Source organism: Kribbella sp. NPDC026611 (assembly GCF_040638345.1).
Lineage (GTDB): Bacteria > Actinomycetota > Actinomycetes > Propionibacteriales > Kribbellaceae > Kribbella.
Genome location: NZ_JBEZYC010000002.1, coordinates 1,201,831 through 1,223,165 on the forward strand (window position 1 = coordinate 1,201,831; position 21,335 = coordinate 1,223,165).

The window sequence follows — 21,335 nt, forward strand, 5'->3', positions numbered from 1 at the left end:
TCCGAGGTTGTCCACAGGGCCCGACGACGGGCGGGAAACTGTCGGCCGTCCGGCGTACTCTGCGGGACATGTTCGATGCCGTCTTCGTCCCAGCCGACCCGCCGCGTGCGGGCCGGTTGGCGTTGTACGGCGACCTGTCCGCCGAGGTCGCGGACGGGACGGTCGAGCTCGTGCTGCCGAAGGGGTCGACGGTTCGTCGGACGACGGTGCCGGCACGACTGCTGCGGATGGATGAGGTCATCGCGCGGATCTCCCAGCCGCCGGAGGAGGCGTCCGTCACTTGGACGGCTTGGCGGGCAGCGGCGTTGGCTGGGCTGGGGTTGATCGGGCGCGGGCGACTCGTGCCGGACAAGAGCCCGGACGGGTACGGCGCTTGGCGGGTGGCGCCGCTGGACCCGCTCGACCGGGCCTGGTTGCGGAACCTGTCTGCCGCGCTTCCGCCCTTCGGCTACGCGCTGCCGCTGGCCGGCTCGCGACCGGTCCGGCTGGTGGACCCGGAGCGGTTGATCCGTGACTTCTGGGATGCGCTGGCTGACAGCCTGGTCCGTTCTCCGGCAGCAGCGGTGGCCGCTCGTCCGGGGGCCGCAGCCTTTGCGGCGGCTGATCCCGTTGCTCTGACCGGTCCGTCCAGTTGGCTGGACGAGACTGCCCTGACCGAGGAGGCAGGCGCCCGCCTGGTCCTGCGCATCGAACCACCAGAAGATTTAGGCGACTTCCGAGCCGTCCTCCAGCTCCGCAGCGGCGTAGACCCCAGCCTCCTCGTCGATGTAGCAGATGTCTGGAGCGCCCCAGCCGCCGTCCTCTCCGCCCTCGGAGAGCGGGCAGAGACCGACCTCCTCCTGGCGCTCCGCCGAGGCGCCCGCGTCTGGCCACCACTAGGCGCCGCGCTGAAGGACGTGGCTCCTGAAGAGGTCGACATCGACGACGACTACCTGGACGACCTCGCCGAGGACACCGCCGCCCTGGAAGGCGCCGGCATCGAGGTGCTCTGGCCGAAGGACCTCTTCGCCGGCGAGCTCGCAGTCCGCGGCACCGCCGGTACGCCGACACCCGGCGCCGTCACCGGCCCCGACTTCAACCTCAACGACCTCGTAGCCTTCCGCTGGCGGCCGACCATCGACGGGCAGGAGCTGACGGAGGACGAGGTTTCGGCGCTGGCCGAGGCCAAGCGGCCGATGATCCGGATGCGCGGCCGGTGGATGCGGGTCGACCAGGACCTCGTGCGGAAGCTGCGGAGCGGGAGCAGCCGCAAGCTGACCGGAGCGGAGGCGCTGGGGGCGGCGCTGACCGGGACAATCGAGGTCGATGGTGAGCTTGTTGCCTTCGACGCGGATGGGTCGTTGGCGACGATGATCGGCAAGCTGCGGGCGGCCGAGGAGCCGGCGCCGTTCGCCGAGCCCGCTGGGCTGCAGGCGACGCTGCGCGATTACCAGCGGCGAGGCGTCGCGTGGATGGCGCACCTGGCCGATCTGGGACTGGGCGGCTGCCTAGCCGACGACATGGGTCTGGGCAAGACGATTCAGGTGATCGCCTTGCACCTGCGGCTCGCTCGGCGCGGGCCGACGCTCGTCGTCTGTCCGTCGACTCTGCTTGGCACGTGGGAGCGCGAGTTCGACCGGTTTGCTCCGGACGTGCCGACGCGGCGGTATCACGGTGCCGGCCGGACGTTGAGCGATCTCGGGCCGGACGAGGTGGTGCTGACGACGTACGGCGTCGTACGGCAGGACCACCGCGTACTGGGTGAAGTGGCGTGGGGGTTGGCTGTTGCGGACGAGGCGCAGCATGCGAAGAATCCCTTGTCGCGGACGGCCCGCGCGCTGCGGACGTTGCCTTCGGCAACCAGGATCGCGCTGACCGGGACGCCGGTGGAGAACCGGTTGTCGGAGCTGTGGTCGATCCTCGACTGGGCGGCGCCGGGGTTGCTGGGGACGCTCGAGCGGTTCCGGCACGATGTCGCCGTACCAGTTGAGCGGTATCACGACGAGGAGGCGACGGCTCGGCTCGCGCGGGTGACGCGCCCGTTCCTGCTGCGGCGGCGGAAGAGCGATCCGGGGATCGCGCCGGAGTTGCCGCAGAAGACGGAGCGAGATGTCGTCGTACCGCTGACCAGCGAGCAGGCGACGCTGTATCAAGCGGTCGCCAAGGAGGCGCTGGCGAAGATCGAGTCTGCGGAGGGCATCGCGCGGCGTGGGCTGGTGCTGAGTCTGCTGACACAGTTGAAGCAGGTGTGCAACCATCCGGCGCAGTTCCTGCACGAGCCCGGGCCGCTGGAGCGACGGTCAGGGAAGCTCGCGGCCCTCGACGAGCTGCTGGATGTGATCCTGGCCGAAGGCGAGTCGGTGCTGATCTTCAGCCAGTACGTCGAGATGTGCCGACTGATCGAGGCGCATCTCGCGGCGCGGCAGGTGAAGACGCTGTTCCTGCACGGCGGGATCGGGGTCCGGAAACGCGAGGAGATGGTCGCGCAGTTCCAGGCGGGCGAGGCGCCCGTCTTCCTGCTGTCGTTGAAGGCCGGCGGGGTGGGCCTCACGCTGACCCAGGCGACCCACGTCGTCCACTACGACCGCTGGTGGAACCCAGCAGTCGAAGACCAAGCAACCGACCGCGCCTACCGAATCGGCCAGGACCGCCCCGTCCAGGTCCACCGCCTGGTCACCGAAAACACCCTCGAAGACCGCATCTCGACGGTGATCGCGGCCAAGCGCTCGCTTGCGGATGCGGTCGTCGGCGCGGGTGAGGCCTGGCTGAGCGAGCTGTCCGACGCGGAGCTGACAGAGCTCGTCGAGCTCTCGACCGGACCATCGAAGTCCGGCTCAACCAGTGCCTACAACCCTTCAGCCGTCGGCAAATCTCCTCCCCCACTAGCTGGAGCGGCTGGAGCAACCTCGCCGGGTCAGGCCGATCCAGCAGACGAAGGAACCTCACCGGGCCTAGGAGGTGAGGTGGGTGGAGCAACCCCGCCGGATCTAACAGGTGGAGCAACCTCGCCTGCCCCGGCGGGCGGAGCGGCTGAAGCGACCTCGCCGGATCCAGCCGGTGCGCCGGGCGAAGCGACCCCAGCGGACCTGGCAGGTGGAGCCAGCTCGCCGGACCTGACGGGTGGAGCGGGTGAAGCCACCTCGGCACCTCCGGGCGGACAGGCGGGTGAACCCACCTCGACGGGTTCAGGTGGGGTAGGTGGAGCAACCTCGCCGGGTCGAGCAGGTCGGGTAGGTGAAGCGACCTCGCCTGCCCTGGCGCGCAGAGCGGGCGGAGCAATCTCACCTGACGCAGCGGCCGGGGTCGGCGAAGCAACTTCACCGAGTCCGGCGGACGGAGCGGGTGGAGCAGCCCCGGCGGGACCTGCGCGTGGGGTGGGTGGGGTGTCTGATGGTTGAGCGGGAGCCTTGGCGGGGGTGGCGGGGTAAGGGGGAGGATGCGGGGTTGCCGGCGGCGAAGGGGCCGGGGAGTCGGCGGCCGTTTGGGTCGACCTGGTGGGGGCGGGCTTGGCTGGAGGCGTTGGAGCAGCGGGCACGGCTGGATCCGAACCGGTTGTCGCGCGGGCGGTCGTACGCGCGGCGCGGGAGCGTGCTCGAGCTGACCGTGAAGCCGGGCGAGGTTGTTGCGGTGGTGCAGGGCAGCCGCGTCACGCCGTACCAGGTGACCGTGCGGATCCGAGCGTTCACCTCGACCGAGTGGGACTCGGTGCTGGACATCGTCTCCGCCCAGATCGGCCGAGTAGCAGCCCTCCTCGACGGCGAACTCCCACCCGAACTCATAGACGACGTCCGCGACGCCGGCCTGGACCTCCTCCCCGGCCCCGGCGAAGTCCTGACCCACTGCACCTGCCCCGACTTCGCCGTCCCCTGCAAACACTCGGCCGCCGTCTGCTACCTCATCACCGACACCCTCGACGACGACCCCTTCGCCCTACTACACCTCCGCGGCCGCCCCAAACAAACCCTCCTAACCACCCTCCGCTCCCGCCGCACCACCACAACCCCTCCCACCAACCCACCCCCAACTCCCCCGCCCCCCGGCATCCCAGCAATAGCCGCCTTCGCCCCCTACCTGACCAACCCCAACCCCATACCCACCGAGCCCCCCGCACCCACCGGCGCCGGAGCTCCTGCACCCACCTCCCCCTCCCTCACGAAGCCCACCACAGCGCCCACTGCACTTCCCCCAACCACTCCCACCTCCCTCACGAAGCCCACCCCAACACCCACTGCGCCTCCCCCAACCACTCCCACCTCCAGGACAAAGCCCAGCCCATCACCCGCCGGCCCTCCTCCAGCCACCTCCACCTCCCGTACAGAACCCGCTGCACCTTCTGCAGCCGCTTCCGCTTCTCTTGCCGAACCCACCACGGCGCCCGCCGCACCTCCAGCCACCTCCACCTCCCTTACGCAACCCGCCGCAGCACCCGCTGGACCTCCTCCAGCCGCAGCCGCCGCTCCGGCACCCTCCGAAGCCCGAGCTCCTGCAGCCACCTCCACGTCCCTTACGGAACCCACCCCAACACCCGCCGGACCTCCTCCGGCCGCAGCCACCTCCTCCCCTACAAAGCCCACCCCAACACCCGCTGCACCTCCTGCGGTCGCCTCCGCCTCCGCCTCCGCGCACGTCGCCTCCGCCACAGACGCTGCCGCGGACACCGCAGGCATCGCGCCAGCTGTTGAGGGGCGTCCTACGGCGGCTGGTTCAAGGGGGCCAGCCGTGCCTGTGCCGGTGCCGCCGCGGCCGCTTGGTAGTCCGGGCGTCCCCGCGGCGGTGAAGGCGTTGGATCCGCCGCGGTCGTCGGGGGTCGACGTACGGGACCTGGTGGTGTTGGCGACGGATGCGGCTCGGCGGGCTTGGGAGGTGGCGTCCGGGGACGGCGACGGCGGGCTCGGGCTGACGTTCGAGGAGGATCTGGCGCGGCGAGCGGCCGACTTGCTCGGTACGCCGGAGCTCGCCGACCTGGCCCATCGCGCCGGCGTACCAGCCCGTCAACTCACCAGCTGGGCCGCCGCCTGGCACCAAGCGGGCCCCGGCGGCCTGGCCGTCACCATCCACACCCCCACCGACACAGACCCCGACACCCTCAAAGAAGCCCTGGCCGTCCTCCCCGAGGCCACCATCGACGCCAACCGAGTCACAACAGGCAAACTCCAACTCCGCCTAGGCCCGGACAACCTCTGGTACCGCTTCGACCAACACTTCAACGACTGGACCCTCACCCGCCCACCCTCCCCCGACCCGACCGACCTCCTCTAGACGCCGATCCGTCAGCCCTTACGAGCCACAAACGCCGTGGCCAGTTGGGAGATGAGGTTGTAAGGGATCGGGTCTTTCAGGGGGAACTTGAGGGTGCCTTTGCCGGAGCGGTAGGGAGCGATGGCCATGGTCAGCGCGCCTGAGGTGGGTGGGACGGGGTAGAGGCTGAGGTGGTGTTTCCAGGCGCTGAAGTGGAGGAGAGCCCGGTCGTCGAGGGTGATGGTCGGCATTTGGTAGCTGATCTTCTCGCCGGCGTCGGGGACCGCGGCGTGGATGGTACGGCGTACCTCCCGCAGCACCTCCTGCACATCAGCCGGGAACGACGCGATGTACTCGTCGACAGTCTCGAACGCCATCACGCCATCGTGGCGCAGCAGGTCAGTCCGGGGGAAGCGGCGTGAACTGCATCGGAGCGGCGACTGGAGCCGGGTCCCACGGTTCATCGAGCGGCGTCGGCCGCCACCTCCACGACGCGGGCGACGGCGTACCGGCGACCGTGGCGCGACCAGTCAGCCACCGCAGGTTGAGCCACGGATCGTCAGCCACGCGAGGCTCATGCGGGAACAGACGGGCCAGCAGCCGCTCGCACAACTCCGCGGGTGGTTCCAACTCGCAGCCAAGCCCGCTCGCGAGATCCTGCCCGTGCACGAGCACCTCAACGCACGCCATGCCCGCGAACCCCGCCGGATCCCCGATCCCCCACGGGTGAAACGCGCGTACCTCGGCAGGACTCGCCCGCACCACCAGCGCCAGGATCCGCCCGGCTGCCTCAACAAACTCGAGCATCCCCGCCGGAGGCGCCAACTCCTGCGCCCGCGCCGACCAACGGACGTACTTCGTCGGCGCCTGCACGGCCAACTGCGAAGCCCAGTGCAGGTGCGCCTGCCCAATGTGCTCAGCGGTCTCCCGGCAACTCCACTCGATCGTCCCCGCCCGCACCGACCAATCCGCGTCCACGGCAGGCTTCAGCGCATCGACCAGACACCCGACCGCGCTCTCCAGATCCTCCGCAGCAGTCACCGCCGCTCCCCCAACGACGTGTGCTCCTTCAACGCCGCGATCAAGTGATCGGCGATCTTCCGATGGCCCGCCACCGTCGGGTGGACCTGGTCGGTGCAGTCCTCCTCGCTGATCCATCCGGTCGAGTCGACGTAAACGACCCGCGGATCATCGAGCGACTTCACCGCAGTCTCGATCGTCTCCGCATGCTTACCGTTGAAGGGCGTCAGCGCCACAATCGTCGTGTCGCCGTACGCCGCTCGCACCCGCCGCAGATAGCCGGCGTACTCCGCGACCTCCAGCGTCGGATCGTTCACCCCGAGGTTGACCACGACCACCTCCGGCGGCGCGACGCGCTCGGCCGGAGACCCCGCGAAGTTCCACCCGAACGACTCGAGACCCGACGGCACCGACCCGTTCCCCGGCTTGCTGATCCCCTGACTACCGAACCCAACCTGGTACGACGTCGCGCCGAACGCCCGCGCGGTCAAATAGGCGTACGACGACGCGCCGTCCGCCCCCTCCGACTCCGGGTGCTCGCTCAGCGACCGCACGCCCTGCGTGATCGAGTCACCGTAGAACTCCAGCCGTGGACCACCCGCCAGACCGCTCAACCGCAGCACGGTCCGCGCATCGAGCACCAGCCCCGCGAACACGACCGCGCACTCGAACGGCGGCTCCCACCGGTTGGCGTGCTCGTTGACGTCCTTCACCACGACCGAGACCTGGTGCCGGCCGTCCGGTGCGGACAGCTCAATCACCGGGCTCTCGATCAGGTACAGCTCCGGCTCACCGTCGTCGACCGTGATCCACAGGTGCGGCGCGACGGTGAGCCCGTCGGTGTCGAACAGCAGCTGCAGCCGCTCACCCGCGAACGAGAACGAGATTCGCGAGCCCGAGTTCACGGTGATCGCGACGCCCGGCTGGTGGCCCCACTGGCCCTCCAGGACGATGCGCGGATCGGACGGGGCGACGACCTCGCCTGGCTCGAACGGCACGGCAGACTCCTTCTCTTCGGCGGCCGTGCCATTCTGCCTGGCAGTTCACCAGCCCTCCTTCCGGGCCCGGGCCTCGAACAGCAGGATCCCGGCCGAGAGCGCGACGTTCAGCGAGTCCGCCTCGCCGAGCATCGGGATCGACACCGCGTCGAACCCGTGCGTGTGCCAGTCCCGCGACAGCCCCGAGCCCTCAGACCCGACCACGAAGGCGGTCGGCCCGTCGTACGGCGGGACCCGGTAGCTTCCGGTCGCCGCGGGATCGGCGAGGTGGACCCGGAAACCGTGTCCACGCAGCCAGCTCGCGGCGCTCTCGACGTCGTCGAACTCGAGGATCGGCAGCGAGAGAACAGTCCCTCGACTGGCGGAGTAGACCGCCGGATGGCTTGGCCGAGCGCGGCGGCTGGTGAGGACGAGGCAGTCCGCTTTGGCGGCGTCCGCCGTACGGATCAGGGTGCCGAGGTTGCCGGCGTACTCGACGCCGTCGGCGACCAGGACCAACGACTGGCTGGTGAATCGGAACGTCTGCGGCGTCCACTGCGGCAGCCGGGCGATCGAGATCAGGCCGTCGGAGCGGGTCTTGCGGGAGAGGCGGGCGAGGAGCTTCTCGGAGATCCGGTAGACCTCCGCGGCGCGTTCAGCGATCCGGTCGACGTCGGTCGCACCGGCCTCCGGGCACCAGAAGAACGCCTCGATAGTGGTCGTCGTGGCGAGCAGGCGGTCGTGTTCCCAGCTGCCCTCGATCATGATCCGGCCGGGAGAACCGTCCTTCCGGATCGCCAGCAGGTCGCGGACACGGGGATGTTGCGCACCGATCGAGCGCGCACTGTGCACAGTCATGTGCAGACTCCGTCAGGAGAGAATCAACAAGCGCGCCGGGGACACCCTCAACAGGGGTCCATGCCGGCGGGGCGACACCGTCAACGGTGTCGTGGTACTGACGCGGCCTTCCCGACCGCGTCAGCCAAGGATTCTCATCACACCTCGGATGGTAGGCACCGGCGCACGACGCGTCACCCGGTTTTCCACAGCCTGCGTTGTCCACAGGCCGGCGGGGTGGTGGTTTTGGTCTGTCGGTGCGGGTGGTTAGAGTCCTTTCCTCTGGTAACGCCGGTCGTTATCACACGGGAGGGAGTGCGGATGGACGCGACACTGCTCGACGCCGAGGCCGAAGCGGCCGTGCTCCGGGTGTACCGGCAGGTCTTCGCCGTGCTCGCCCGCGAGGCCGGCGCGATGATCGTCGACCCGGACCTCCTGGACGTCGACCAGGCCATCCTCGACGCGTTCGCGGAGGCGGGCAGCGACGGGTTGACCGTCGAGCAGGCGACGCTCGCGTGCCGTGCGTACGAGCGGGAGCTGATCGTCCGCCGCTTCGAGGTACTGCGGCAGTACGGCGCGATCACCAAACTCGTCGACCGGCCGAACGAGCTGCGCCACCGCGCCGCGTTCGCGCCGTACGTGATGCTGATGTTCCTCCGCCGGATGTCGGTGCAGGGCGGCCAGGCCGAGCTGCACCAGCTGCTCACCCTCGAGGCGCACAGCGTCAGCGATCCGCAGGCGACAGCCGATGACGGCCGGGCGTCGGTCGAGCGGCTCACGAAGGTCTTCCGCCTGCTCGGCAACGAGCTCGCGATCCTCGTGTCAACGAGCACGACCGCGCAACTACGGGAGAACGCACAGCTCGCGTGGGGCAACGAGCGCCTGATCGAGCAGGCGGAGAAGGTGCACCGCATCGTGCTCGAGCGCTGGCCGGAGCTCCACCGGGACTGCACCTCACTGCGGATGGCGCTCGCCGCGTACGCCGATGCCGTGCAGCTTGCCGCTGGTCGTCTGGTCGAGCGAGCCGGTACGACGCGGGCGCTCGGGCTGCTGCCGATCGAGACGTGGCTGACGTTCAGCCGGAGCAGCGAGCCGGACGCGTTGGCCGGCGTACTCGACGGGCTGCTCTTCGATGCTGCGGCGCCGGACTTCTCGCCGCAGACGATGGTGGAGGCTGTCGAGACGGGACGGCGTACCGGGACCGCGCGGATGGCGCCGCCGCGGCCGACCGGGGACGTCGATGCGCCGGAGTCCGCGGCGGCGACTGACCGCGAGGAGCTGCGAGCCGAGGCCGAGCGGGTCCTCGCTGGCCGCGCGGCGGTCGACATCGTCGAGGTCGTGGACGAGGCCGGCGACTGGGTCACTGCGCGGCGGGTGCTGGCCGAGCTGACCGCGGCGCACCTGCATGACGAGCTCGAGTATGAGTTGGTCTGGTCGGACGGGATGAGGGTCGATCCGACGGCCGGTACGCCCTGGGCGACCGAAGGCGTGTTCCGCCGGGTGGGTGCATGAGTACGCAACCGTCCGAGGCCGTGGAGCGGCGGCTCTACAACGCTCTCTGGTGGGCGAAGGTCCAGTCCGCCGGGCCGCTCAAGGTCGATCCGGACACGCCCGCCGTCGCTGGGCTCACTCGCGCCGCTTCGCCAGATGGCGCGACGGTGTGGTTGGTGCCGACGCTCCCGTCCGGTGCTGGGCATGCCGTGCTGGAGGAGCTCGGCGCTCCCCCGGTCGCGGTCGAGCAGCCCAACGAGACCGCTCGCCTGCTGGCGATCTGCGTCGCCTGTTGCTGGATCGATCGCAGCGAGCCGGCCTGGCCCGGTGCGGTGGGGACGCTCGCGCAGATCAGGTCCGTGTACGCCGGGATGCGCGGCCGCCCCGAGCAGTCGAGCGACCTGACCCTGATCATCGGCAGCCTGCGCCGCCTCCACGCCACCCACTGGATCCGCTGGAACGAGAAGGCCGCCGAGGTCCGCCTCGGCCCCCGAGTCGTCACCTGGACTCCTGCAGACCTGTCCACCCTCCGCGATCTCTGCCGCCACCTACCAGACCCACCCCCGGCCGTCCGCAACGCACCGACTGCTGCTGAGCCGTCTGACGAGCCCCTGCCGCCAACGGAGGTAGCGGATGACTGAGCAGCATGCGTTGTTCGACTCCCTGCTGCAGGACCTCGGGGATCGGGCTCGCGATGAAGTGCTGGCTGCCTTCAGCGCCGTGCAGTTCGCCGCGCACCCGGTCGCCGAAGTACAGCTGGCCGGGCTGCGCGACGTCACCCTCCGGCGCCACGTGCAAAAGATGCTGAAGCTGATCGGGCGGACGCTGGTCCACGTCGACGGCACGCACTGGACCGCCGGGTACGCCGACGACATCGCCGAAGCCCTGACTGCGCAAGGCTGGCAGCCGCTCAACGTGATCGATCGCGCCGTGCTCGTCCTCGTGCTGATCCACTCCGTCGCGATCCCCCGCAGCGAGGGCATCCTGACCGGCGACAGCTGGCAGTCCGCCCGGCCCACAACCGTCGACGAGCTGCGGACCACCAGGATCAGCGGAGAAGAACGCCGACTGGCACTGCAACGCCTCCGAGCGGCAGGCCTGATCCAGCTATCAGGCGACCACTCCAGCGGACCGGCGTACATCCCAGGTCCACAGCTCCAGCGCCTCACCCCGGCGGCCCGCCGTCGCCTCCAAGACCAGCTGATCCTTGCCGCCGCACCCGCATCACCGATCGCCGAAGCCATCCGCGCCCGCAACGGCGGTCCAGTACTAGTAGGAGATGAGACATGAGCCCCGCGGACGATGGGCCGTTCGACATCCTCGGGTCCAAGGTGCTGCTCGGCGTACAGGTCGTCGACCTGTCCCGGCTGTCCACGCACCCGATCCCGATGATCGGCCGCGGCCTGATCACCGTCGCCGGCCAAGGCCCCACCGACTCCAACGGCGCGGGCAAATCCTCCTGGATCGCGGCGCTCAGCCTCCTGCACGCGGACGACCAGTGGCGCCTGACCAGCGGTGCTCCCGGTGCCGCCGAGCTGCTCTTCACCGCGGAAGCTGCCGGTCAGGAAGGCAACTGGTCCAACGTCGACCGCGGCTACATCGTCGGCGTCTTCGCCGACCCTGACCTCACCGATCTGGCCGACGTCGAAGGCTCAGCGATCACCGTCTGGATCCGCATCAACCGCAAGGCGTCGTACATCGACCTCCGCTGGAAGCACGGCCTCCACATCCCGCACGGCGCGACCGAGGCCGAGCGTGCCGCCGGCGCCGACGCGCTGTGGGCGGCGCTCCCGCACTCCAACGGGCGCACGGACTTCCACGCCAACAAGCTCTCCCAGGTCCTGTACGGCGGCCAGGTCCGCTGCGTCTCCTTCTTGTCGACCTCCGTCCGATCGAGCCCGACCGCGAACCTGCTCGCCGAACCGCTCAACGAGCTCGGCCCGGCCCGCATCTTCAACGCGATCGCGACGCTCACCGGCCTCGACCACGAGCTCGAGCAGGAGCAGGCGCACCGATCCGCCGAGCACACGCAGCGCGAGGCCACCAAGCAAGCGACCGCCGACCTGCAGCGCTGGGAGCAGGAGATGGCCACGGTCGAGGCCGGCATCCTGCAACGCGCCGCCGCCCGCGACGCCCTGGCCGCGGCGAAGGAGTCGTGGCAGGCCCGCTGCGCCCGGCACCTGATCGACGGGGACGCCCGCAACCGCGAGATCCTGCAGGAGCTCGCCGTACTCGACGAGCGTGTCGCCGAGCAGGAGGCCCGGCTGGAAGCTGTCGACACGGAGATAGATGCCTTTGGCAATGAAGAGGGCATGCTCCGGGACGTCCAGCTGACCCGACAGGAGCGGGACAAGCTCGATGCCCGCGACCGCGAGCTCGACCTGGCCCAGCGATCGGTGCGCGAGCAGCTCGAGCGACTTGGGCAGGAGCACCGGCGTCTGCTGGAAGCGGGACGGTCCGCGGACGGACGCGACCTGTCCGTCGCCGCGGAGGAGCAGGTCGAGGCGCGCGAGTTCCTCGAGGAGCACATCGGTCGCGATCACGCGGCGCGCATCGCGGTCGAGCACGCGACGGCCGAGCTGCGCGAGGCGGAGAGCGGTCAAACCGTGTCCGCGACCCAGCAGCAAGTGCTGGAGAACGCGGGCCTCGAGTGTGGTGCGCTCACGGACATCACCGAGCTGCCCGAGTCCGACCGCGCGGAGTGGGAGCCGCGACTCGCGCCGTACCGCGAGGCCGTGGTCATCGACGCCGGTGACGCGACGGTTGCGTCCACCGCGCTGGCCGACGCCGGGTACGCCGGATTCCTGCTGGTGCTGGCGAATCGGCCAGGTGCGCCGAAGTCGCGACGCGGACCGAAGTCGGCGGACAAGCGGTTCGCGCTGGACGGATTCTTCGCCGCACTGGGCGAGCGCGCAACCAAGGAGAACATCGACGAGGCCGCCGGCGTCGTCGCGGTCGGCCAGTTCGACGAGCCGATCACCGGCCGGACCGCACGGATCCAGGCGGCCGGTCGGCGCGTGGAGGCGGCCCAGGCGGCCAGGGCGGTCGCCTCCGCCGCGCTGGAGCAGGCACGATCACGCGTCGAGCAGGCAGAACGCCGTACGGCGGCCGCCCGCGCGCTGGCTGACGCGGACTCGGTCCAGGAGCAGATCCTCGCGCTCCGCGAGACGATCGACCGGCACGAATCCGATCGCGACTCACTCGCGCCGCAACTCCAAGCCGCAAAGGAGTCCGCAGAAGCAGCCGCCGGACAGCAACTGGTCCGGGACGAGCGACTCAAGAACCTTGAGGCGACCCGCCGCGACCACGGCCGCATCCTCGACGACCTGACCGGGCGTCGCCTCGCTCTGCTCGAGGAGCAGACGACGCTGGACCTGACCACGCGGACGACCGCGTGGGGAGGGACGCCGGCGGAGGCGGAGGAGTTCATCCTCGGTCTTCCCGACGACGCGCAACGCCGGACGACCGCCGACTGGAACCACCAGGCCAGCACCCTCGTTGACGACGTCATCCGCCGCTGCTTCCCCAACGCGCGCTCGCGCGAGGATCTCCCGACCGAGCTCTGGGAGATCCTCAACGGACCCGACGGCTGGACGAACGGCACCCTCGGCGACCGCGTCGGCCTGGTGCCGGCGTTGCACCGGACGCTGAGCAGTCACCTCGCGCAGCACGAGACGTTCGACAGCCTGCAGCAACAGCAGATCGCCAGCCAGCGCGCCGAGCGAAACGCCGCCCTCGAGCGCGCTCGCGAGGGTCTCGCCGAGGCCGAGAGCACCGCGCGCGCCCACCGCGCCTCGCTTGCCGACGGCATCAAAGCGCGACTTCGCCTGGTATCGCAGGAGTTCGACCGCCTCGACCAGCAGTACGGCGGGTACGGCGCGAAGCTCGAGTTCCCCGAGCCGGACCCGCCCGCCGAGCCGGACAAGCCGTGGCGCTGGACGGTCACGCCGAAATGGCGACGGTCCGAGGGCGGCCCGTTCTCCGCGTTCAACGTGAAGGGCAACACCGCTCAGATGGACGAGAAGGCGGTCAAGCTCGTCTGCGCGGCCGCGCTGGCCGGCGGTTCCGAGCGGCCGTTGCTGCTGATCCTGGACGAGCTCGGCCGCAACCTCGGGTCCCAGCACCGACGCGAAGCGGTGGCGCTGTTCGAGCAGATCGGCCGCGACCGGAACATCACCGTCATCGGCGCGCTCCAGGACGACATGGAGCGGTACGCGCTGGCGTCCTCCCGGCTGTACGTGAAGCTGCGGCGGAGCTCGGACACCATGCCGTACAACCAGGCGCCAGTGGTGAAGGGCAACGAGGACAACGCGGCTCGGGTCGAGCTGCTCCGCGAGTGGCTCACGTCGTACCGCGGCTCGACCCCGACGCTGGAGCTGGCCTCGCCAACACTGACGTAGTCGGACACTTTCCGACAGAAACAATCACTCGAGGGCTTGACCCTGCCTCGCGGTCCGCCATACTCACGGGTGAGAGCGCTCTCTTCCTACCGCCCCAGGGAGAACCACATGTTCCGCTCGCTGCTTGCTGCCCTGCTGCTGCCGACGGCTTTGCTGGTGCCGGCGGTGACGCCGAAGCCACCGCCGTTGACGACGCCGTGGACCAATCAGGTGTCGGTCAGCAACCCGCTCCCGGAGTACCCGCGGCCGCAACTGACCCGCTCCGAGTGGCAGAGCCTCAACGGCGCCTGGCAGTTCGCACCGACCAACTCGTTGGACAACCCCCCGACCGGCACGCTCGGCGAAGAGGTCCTGGTTCCCTACCCGATCGAGTCCGCGCTGTCCGGCATCCAGCGGCACGAGACCCGGATGTTCTACCGGCGCTCGTTCACCGTCCCGGCCGGCTGGTCCGGGCGGCACGTTCAGCTCAACTTCGGCGCGGTGATGTGGCAGTCGAAGGTCTGGGTCAACGGCACCCTGGTCGGCACGCACGAAGGTGGGTACGACGCGTTCTCGTACGACATCACCTCCGCGTTGCGGGCCGGGAGCAACGACATCGTCGTCGGTGTCTGGGCGCCGGTCGACGCCGAGGACATCCCGCTCGGCAAGCAGCGGCTCAACCGCGGTGGCATCTGGTACACGCCGTCGTCCGGGATCTGGCAGACCGTGTGGCTCGAACCGACGCAGCCGACCTGGATCACGCGCCTGGACACGATCCCCAACGTGGCGGCGGGCGGTCTCGATCTAACCGTCCAGGCTTCGTCGACCGGTCAGCCGGTCCACGCGCAGGTGCTGTCCGGCGGCCAGGTCGTCGGTGAAGCGTCCGGTGTGAGCGGTGCGCAGTTCCGCGTGCCGGTACCGAACGCACGCCTCTGGTCACCCGATGACCCTTTCCTCTACGACCTGCGCGTCACCCTCGGAAGCGATCAGGTTGGTGGGTACTTCGGGATGCGGTCGGTCGGCAAGGCGATGCTCGGCGGCTTCCTGCGACCGACGCTCAACGGCAAGTTCGTCTACGCCCTCGGCACACTCGACCAAGGCTTCTGGCCGGACGGTCTCTACACCGCACCGACCGACGACGCACCGCGGTTCGACCTCGAGCAGCAGAAGGCGCTCGGCTTCAACATGGTCCGCAAACACATCAAGGTCGAGCCGGCCCGCTGGTTCTACTGGGCCGACAAGCTCGGCCTGATGGTGTGGCAGGACATGCCGTCGCTCGTCGCCGGCCGCAATGCGTCGGCGGCGGGCGAAGCGCGGTACGAATCCGAACTGCGCCGGCTCGTCGAGACCCACAAGCAGCTGACGTCGATCGTGCAGTGGATCCCGTTCAACGAGGGGTGGGGCGAGTTCCAGGCCGGCCGGATCGCCGATCTGGTGAAGAGCCTCGACCCGAGTCGGCTGGTCAACCACGACTCCGGCTCGAACTGCTGCGACTCCGATCCGGACCCCGGCAACGGCGACGTGATCGACGACCACATGTACGTCGGACCCGGCGTGGCCCGGGCGCCGACGACGACACGCGTACTGCAGCTGGGTGAGTACGGCGGACTCGGTCTGCACGTACCCGGGCACGAATGGCCGAGCGGCAACAGCTTCGCCTACGAGATGCTGCCTTCGTCTGACGCACTCACCAACAGGTATGTGCAGATCACCAGTCAGCTGCCGGAGCTGATCAACGGAGTCGGCCTGTCCGGGTCGGTCTATACCGAGCCGACCGATGTCGAGGACGAGATCAACGGCTTCTACACCTACGACCGTCAGGTGCAGAAGATGGACTTCGCCCGTGTCCGGGCCGTCAACCAGCAGGTGCTCGCCGCCGCCCAGGGTACGACGCTCCCGATCGGCAAGCTCGTCTCGCTCCGGGTCACCACGCCGAGCTACACCAACCGCTATCTGCGACACATCGGCGGCGTCGCCAACACCGACGTGATCGATGCTGGCGGCAATCAAACTCTCAAGCAGGACGCGACGTTCTGGGTGCGTCCCGGACTGTCGAACAGCAGTTGCTACTCCTTCGAGTCGCGCAACTTCCCGGGTCAGTACCTGCGCCAGCGCTCACTGCGCATCTACAAGGAGGCGGACTCGGGCGGCACCTTCGCGGCCGACGCGACCTTCTGTGCGCGGGCAGGCCTGAGCGGCGGCGGTACCTCGCTCGAATCGGCCGCGCGCCCTGGCTACTACCTGCGGCATCGCAACTCCGAGGTCTGGATCGACACCGACACCGGCGGTTCCTATCGCGACGACGCGACCTGGAACCTGGTGCCGGCGTGGTGGCGAAGCGGCGCCGACCTCGCTGTTGGACAGGTCCGCACGTTCCGCGTGACCACGGCCGGCTACACCAACCGGGTACTGCGGCACCGCGACGGCCTCGCCCGTACGGACGTCATCGACGCGGGATCGCCACTCGCGGACCGGCAGGACGCGAGCTTTATCGTCAGGCCCGGCCTCGCCGAGGGCAGCTGCTACTCACTCGAGTCGGTCAACTTCCCCGGCCAGTACCTGCGGCACAGCAACTACCGGCTGCAAAAGGCTGCTGACGACGGCACGGACACGTTCCGCAAGGACGCCACGTTCTGCGCGCAGCCACCGCGCGCCGGCGGCGCGGGCAACGTGTCGCTGCAGTCGATCAACTATCCGACGTACTACGTCCGGCACGCGAGCGAGCTGGTCTATATCGCGACTTCGACCGGCCCGAACCCGTGGGACGGCGGCGGTTCATACGACGCGGACACGACGTGGGCCGACCAGGCCGGACTCGGAGGCTGACATGCGCGTTCTGCTGGCACTTGCTCTGCTGTTCACGCTGACACCCGCACTTCCTGCCGAGGCTGTAGCTGCTTCGGCTGCTTCGGCTGCTTCGGTTTGCTCGGTTGCCTGCGACACGCTCGATCCGTCGAAGGCGCAGGAGGAGACGTTCCCCGTACCGGAGAAGGTGATCAATGGGCGTCGCGTCGTACTGCATGTGTCCGACAAGGACGCGATGGCCTGGGGCAGCATCGACAACGGAGTCACGAACGACGCGGTGTGGCTGGATCGGAGCTGGGACGGCGGCGCGACCTGGGACGGTTTGCTCGGCAAGGCGTGGATCCCGTCCGGCTGGACCGGGACGCGCACACTCATGTACAACCTGGCCGATCCGGTCGGCCATCGACGCGGGCTGATCCGCGCGTGTGGTGACGCGGCCGGCGTCGACTGCACTGCCTGGGTTCACACCGCTGTATGCGCGGCGGCCTGCGACGGAAGTACCGGGCCGTCCGGCGACAACCAGCCTGTACCTTCGACGACTTTGTCGGGTCGCCGCATCGCCCTGCACGTCGACAACCGCGGCATGGCCTGGGGCACGATCGACAACGGCAGCGCCGGCGACGAGATCTGGCTCGACCGCTCGTGGAACGAAGGCGCCTCCTGGCCCGGCGGCTCTTCCCTCGGCCGGACCAGCAGCGTCTCCAGCAGTGCCAGCACGCTGTTGTATGCCACCAGCGATCCACTCTCCAAGCTGTACGGCGGCGCGGTCCGGGCCTGCGGCCGAGCCGCCGAAGGCCAGAACGGCAGCTGTACGGCGTGGGCGCGTCCGGCGACCGATCGCGTCGGAGCGGCCGCCGACGCGCTGATGTACTCGTACCAACCGAACACCGCGTGGTGGTTGTCGAGCTGGTGGAACTCCGCGGTCGCAGTCACGACGTTGATGGACTACCAGCAGCGGACCCGGCGTACCGACCTGCGCTGGATCGTGAACGAGGTGTTCGAGAAGAACAGGGGCGTCTTCCCCGCCGGGGTGAAGAGCGGCGACGCGTTGGAGGGGAACTTCGTCAGCCGGGCGATCGACGACACCGAGTGGTGGGGCATTGCCTGGATCCAGGCGTACGACCTGACCGGTGACCAGCGGTACCTCGACATGGCCGTGACGATCGCGAACTACGTCCAGGGGTATTGGGACACCAGCACGTGTGGCGGCGGGGTGTGGTGGGACCGCGAACGCACGTACAAGAACGCGGTCACCAACGGGCTGTACATCCGGCTGACCGCAGCCCTGCACAACCGGCTGCCGGGTGACACCGTCTGGTTGCAGCGAGCAACGACGGCATGGAACTGGTTCCTGCACAGCGGTCTGATCAACTCTGCTCAGCTGGTGAACGATGGGCTGACCGGATCGTGCGCGAACAACGGCCAGACGGTCTGGACCTACAACCAGGGGCTGGCGATCGGCGGCGCGTTGGAGCTCTGGCGGGCGACCGGCGACGGATCGCTGCTGACCGCGGCGCGACGGCTCGGTGATGCCGGCATGTCAGCCTTGAGCCCCGGCGGCATCCTGACGGAGTCGTGCGATGCGGCGGATTCCTGCGACGACAACCAGAAGCAGTTCAAGGGCGTGTTCATGCGCTACCTGATGGACTTGGCCGACTCCACGGGCGATGCGTCGTACCGGACCTATGCCCAGCGGCAGGCCGACTCGATCTGGGACCACGATCGCGACTCGCTCAGCCGGCTCGGGCAGCGCTGGGCGGCAGGCGGCGTCCGCGACTGGCGGACCCAGGCGAGCGCGTTGGGAGGTCTCCTTGCCGCGACAACTGCTTGACAGTTGTCTAGATTTCGTTGGGTGATTACCAAAATACGACCCCGGTGCTGTCGCCGGACCGGCCGGTGCAGCACACTGGTCCGGTGCAGATTCGACCGGCGCGGGATCGGAGGGCGTGAATGGCTTCCTGGCTGCTCCGCGCCCAGTGGTCGCACCGTGACGAATCGGTCGAGCACCGGGCCCTTCGGGTGCTCAGGACCCTGACGGCGGTCGCCGTCGCGTTCCCCGATGTCCACAACTGGACGCAGGACGAGCGGTGGGGCTACCACGTCCTCGAGGCGGACGGGTCGACGCCGCTGCAGGAGATGGTCGAGGCCACCACGAAGGTGCTGGCGAACGGCACTTCGACGACGCGGTTGCACCTGCAGAGCACGGGTGAGCTGCCCTGGCTGTTCGACCTGTCCATGGGCGGGACGATGACCACGGTGTCTGATCAGCTCACGCTGCACTGGAGCGACGAGGAAGCGCTGCGGCAACCGGAGCGGTTCGCGCAGGTGCTCCGGGCGGTCGTGACGATCTGGGAGCCGCAGTGGGCCAGCATCGCGGACACCGAACTCGCGGCGGCGGCCGGAGTGTTCCGGCGCGGGATCCCGATGATGGGGTGGCTGACGTATGTCCGCGGCATGATCGCCGGGGCGCCGGGCATCGACATCTCGCTCACGCCGTTCGAGCGTGGCACGCTGCTGCAGGCGCCGGTCTCTCCCGATGACATGACGCCGGTGCACATCTGCGCGGCCGCCGCGCTGGTCGGTATCGCGCCTGAGGAGAGCTAGAGCCGGCGGTCCCAGCGCTGGAGCTCTGCTTCAGTGGGTCGATAGAACCTGGCGCTGTACTCCATGAGCTCGTCGCGAGTGATCCGGAACGTCCCGGGCGGCAGGTTGTCGTTGCGTCGACTGATTCGGTCCCACAGAACCTCGAACGGCGGATCGAGGAACACAATCTCCGTCTGGGCGCCCAGATCTCGTGCTCGCGTGCGGAACAACTCGCGCTCCTCCTCGGACCAGCAGCCGTAGTCGAGGATCGCGTCCACTCCCAGAGTCAGCACGCGGGCGGCAACGCCCCAGAGCAGCTCGGACTCGAGCACCCACCGGCGGCCGTCGACCTCATTCGTGTTGAACAGCGCCTCCATCCACACGTCCGGGGTCAGCCGAACGGCACCACGCTCCTCCTCGAGGCGCCGCGCGTACGACGTCTTGCCGGAGCCGGGCAGGCCGACAGTGAGTGTCAGCGTGGCCATCAGGTGTTCGCCAGGGTCGTCGTACCCGCGCCGCGGCGGCGGAGGGTAACGAGATCGTGGCGGGCACTGGGGAGGGACACCTCATCGACACCTTCGACCGTGAAGCCCGCGTCGGCGATCAGTTGGAGGTCGTCGCCGCCCGGTTGTCCTTCGCTGGTGAGGTAGTCGCCGAGGAAGATCGAATTGGCAATGTGGAGCGCGAGCACCTGGAGACCGCGAAGGTGGATCTCACGTCCGCCGGCCAGGCGTACTTCGACGTCGGGGAAGCAGAAGCGGAACAGGGCGAGGATGCGCAGGCAGCGCTCGGGGGTCAGGTCCCAGCGGCCCTCCATCGGGGTGCCCTCGAACGGGATCAGGAAGTTGATCGGAACCGAGTCCGGGTCGAGCTCGCGGAGGGCGAAGGCAAGATCGACGATGTCGTCGTCGGACTCCCCCATGCCGAAGATCGCTCCGCTGCACGGCGAGAGACCGGCCTTCGTCGCCTTCTGCAGGGTGTCAACGCGGTCGTCGTACGTGTGCGTCGTACAGATGTCGCCGTACCGCTCCTCGCTGGTGTTGAGGTTATGGCTGTACGCGTAGGCGCCGGCGTCCTTGAGCCTGTCTGCCTGATCGTCCTTGAGCAGGCCGAGGCAGACGCAGATCTCCACCTGTGGGTGGTCCGCCTTGATGGCGCCGATCGTGTCCTCGACCCGGCGGATGTCTCGATCTCCCGGTCCGCGACCGGACGCGACCAGGCAGACTCGCTTCACGCCGACTTCTACAGCCCGCCGCGCCAGGCCGGCGGCGTCAGCTGGATCGATCCACGAGTACTTCATGATCTCCGCGGTGGATCCGAGCCGCTGGGAGCAGTAGCCGCAGTCCTCGGGGCAGAGCCCACTCTTCAGGTTGACGATCGTGTTCAGCTTCACCCGCCGACCGAAGAACTCCCGCCGCACCTTCCCCGCGGCCGCAACGAGGTCGAGCACGTCGTACTCCGGTCCGAGCACCCGCAGCGCCTCTTCACGGGTGGGCAACTGCCGGTCGATCGCCTTGCGAGCAAGCTCCTCGAGTTCCGTCACCCGCCGATCCTGTCATCCCACGTGATCGAGGCACATTGGTGGATGTCTCCAATGGTCGGGGTGTCCGATTCGTTCAAGACGGCTAGTGACTCATTGCCGCAGGCTGTCGGTATGTCGACGACTTATGCGAGTGACCTGACAAGCCTGATGAACGTCGGCCCAGCCGTGGCGCGGTACCTTGCGCTCGCCGATGTCACGCGGGTCGACCAACTGGCCGGCCGAGATGCTCTGGAGCTCTTCGAGACCATCTGTGAGCGCGGCGGAGAACGGTACGACCCGTGCCTACTGGACACGATCATGTCCGCTGTCGACCAGGCGAACGGTGAGCCGGCGCGAGCATGGTGGACCTACACGACGCAGCGCAAGAAGCTGCTGTCGTGAACTACCTGGACAAATGTTAAGGGCCACCCCGGATGGGGTGGCCCTTAACAGTGTGAATGTCCGGCGGCGTCCTACTCTCCCACGACCTCCCGGTCGCAGTAC

At 69.0% G+C, this 21,335-nt stretch carries 16 protein-coding genes and 1 pseudogene; 11 read left to right on the plus strand and 6 right to left on the minus strand.

Annotation, left to right across the window (positions count from 1 at the left end; all coding sequences use genetic code 11):
* The first annotated feature begins 68 nt into the window (after positions 1 to 68).
* From AB0E69_RS11745 to AB0E69_RS11755, 3 genes and pseudogenes are all read left to right on the plus strand, one after another.
* A complete protein-coding gene (locus AB0E69_RS11745) occupies positions 69 to 3,377 on the plus strand; it encodes an SNF2-related protein (protein WP_360142962.1) in 3,309 nt (1,102 codons plus the stop codon).
* Positions 3,370 to 3,861: pseudogene (locus AB0E69_RS11750) on the plus strand (hypothetical protein); the annotation flags it as partial. The gene AB0E69_RS11745 and the pseudogene AB0E69_RS11750, both read left to right, overlap by 8 nt.
* An 837-nt stretch (positions 3,862 to 4,698) precedes the next feature.
* Entirely contained in the window at positions 4,699 to 5,238 is a 540-nt protein-coding gene (locus AB0E69_RS11755; protein ID WP_360143030.1) for a hypothetical protein, read from the plus strand.
* Between the two features lie 11 nt (positions 5,239 to 5,249).
* Here the strand turns inward: AB0E69_RS11755 and AB0E69_RS11760 are convergent, their stop codons facing one another.
* The 4 genes from AB0E69_RS11760 to AB0E69_RS11775 are packed head-to-tail and all read right to left on the minus strand — an operon-like array spanning position 5,250 to position 8,072.
* The gene (locus AB0E69_RS11760) at positions 5,250 to 5,594 is read right to left on the minus strand and encodes a DUF1801 domain-containing protein (RefSeq protein ID WP_360142964.1); all 345 of its coding nucleotides are present in this window, start codon (positions 5,592 to 5,594) and stop codon (positions 5,250 to 5,252) included.
* 22 nt (positions 5,595 to 5,616) lie between these two features.
* Positions 5,617 to 6,258 carry a maleylpyruvate isomerase N-terminal domain-containing protein gene (locus AB0E69_RS11765; protein WP_360142966.1) on the minus strand — a complete coding sequence of 214 codons (642 nt, stop codon included), beginning with the start codon at positions 6,256 to 6,258 and terminating at the stop codon, positions 5,617 to 5,619.
* Complete coding sequence (locus AB0E69_RS11770) at positions 6,255 to 7,235, minus strand: SGNH/GDSL hydrolase family protein (protein WP_360142968.1); 981 nt, start codon at positions 7,233 to 7,235, stop codon at positions 6,255 to 6,257. The genes AB0E69_RS11765 and AB0E69_RS11770 overlap by 4 nt, the downstream gene beginning before the upstream one ends.
* A 45-nt stretch (positions 7,236 to 7,280) precedes the next feature.
* Positions 7,281 to 8,072, minus strand: coding sequence for an RNA methyltransferase (locus tag AB0E69_RS11775; RefSeq protein WP_360142970.1), 792 nt, complete (start codon positions 8,070 to 8,072; stop codon positions 7,281 to 7,283).
* 300 nt (positions 8,073 to 8,372) lie between these two features.
* Between AB0E69_RS11775 and AB0E69_RS11780 the strand changes: the two genes are divergently transcribed.
* The 7 genes from AB0E69_RS11780 (at position 8,373) to AB0E69_RS11810 (ending at position 19,330) form a co-directional block, all read left to right on the plus strand.
* Entirely contained in the window at positions 8,373 to 9,563 is a 1,191-nt protein-coding gene (locus tag AB0E69_RS11780; protein WP_360142972.1) for a hypothetical protein, read from the plus strand.
* The gene (locus tag AB0E69_RS11785; RefSeq protein ID WP_360142974.1) at positions 9,560 to 10,183 is read left to right on the plus strand and encodes a hypothetical protein; all 624 of its coding nucleotides are present in this window, start codon (positions 9,560 to 9,562) and stop codon (positions 10,181 to 10,183) included. Before AB0E69_RS11780 ends, AB0E69_RS11785 begins: the two co-directional genes overlap by 4 nt.
* Positions 10,176 to 10,832, plus strand: coding sequence for a hypothetical protein (locus AB0E69_RS11790; RefSeq protein ID WP_360142976.1), 657 nt, complete (start codon positions 10,176 to 10,178; stop codon positions 10,830 to 10,832). The genes AB0E69_RS11785 and AB0E69_RS11790 overlap by 8 nt, the downstream gene beginning before the upstream one ends.
* Positions 10,829 to 13,942 carry a chromosome segregation ATPase gene (locus tag AB0E69_RS11795; protein ID WP_360142978.1) on the plus strand — a complete coding sequence of 1,038 codons (3,114 nt, stop codon included), beginning with the start codon at positions 10,829 to 10,831 and terminating at the stop codon, positions 13,940 to 13,942. Before AB0E69_RS11790 ends, AB0E69_RS11795 begins: the two co-directional genes overlap by 4 nt.
* A 108-nt stretch (positions 13,943 to 14,050) precedes the next feature.
* A complete protein-coding gene (locus tag AB0E69_RS11800; protein WP_360142980.1) occupies positions 14,051 to 16,747 on the plus strand; it encodes an AbfB domain-containing protein in 2,697 nt (898 codons plus the stop codon).
* Position 16,748: 1 nt separating this feature from the next.
* On the plus strand, positions 16,749 to 18,557 hold the full coding sequence (locus AB0E69_RS11805) for a glycoside hydrolase family 76 protein (RefSeq protein ID WP_360142982.1): 1,809 nt from the start codon (positions 16,749 to 16,751) through the stop codon (positions 18,555 to 18,557).
* Between the two features lie 119 nt (positions 18,558 to 18,676).
* A complete protein-coding gene (locus AB0E69_RS11810) occupies positions 18,677 to 19,330 on the plus strand; it encodes a hypothetical protein (protein WP_360142984.1) in 654 nt (217 codons plus the stop codon).
* On the opposite strand, the gene AB0E69_RS11815 is transcribed toward AB0E69_RS11810, so the two are convergent.
* Both AB0E69_RS11815 and bioB read right to left on the minus strand, forming a co-directional pair.
* A complete protein-coding gene (locus tag AB0E69_RS11815; protein WP_360142986.1) occupies positions 19,327 to 19,794 on the minus strand; it encodes an ATP-binding protein in 468 nt (155 codons plus the stop codon). The two genes, AB0E69_RS11810 and AB0E69_RS11815, sit on opposite strands and share 4 nt — an antisense overlap.
* On the minus strand, positions 19,794 to 20,852 hold the full coding sequence (gene bioB, locus AB0E69_RS11820) for a biotin synthase BioB (protein ID WP_360142988.1): 1,059 nt from the start codon (positions 20,850 to 20,852) through the stop codon (positions 19,794 to 19,796). The genes AB0E69_RS11815 and bioB overlap by 1 nt, the downstream gene beginning before the upstream one ends.
* Positions 20,853 to 20,963: 111 nt before the next feature.
* Between bioB and AB0E69_RS11825 the strand changes: the two genes are divergently transcribed.
* A complete protein-coding gene (locus AB0E69_RS11825) occupies positions 20,964 to 21,233 on the plus strand; it encodes a helix-hairpin-helix domain-containing protein (protein ID WP_360142990.1) in 270 nt (89 codons plus the stop codon).
* Positions 21,234 to 21,335: the final 102 nt, after the last annotated feature.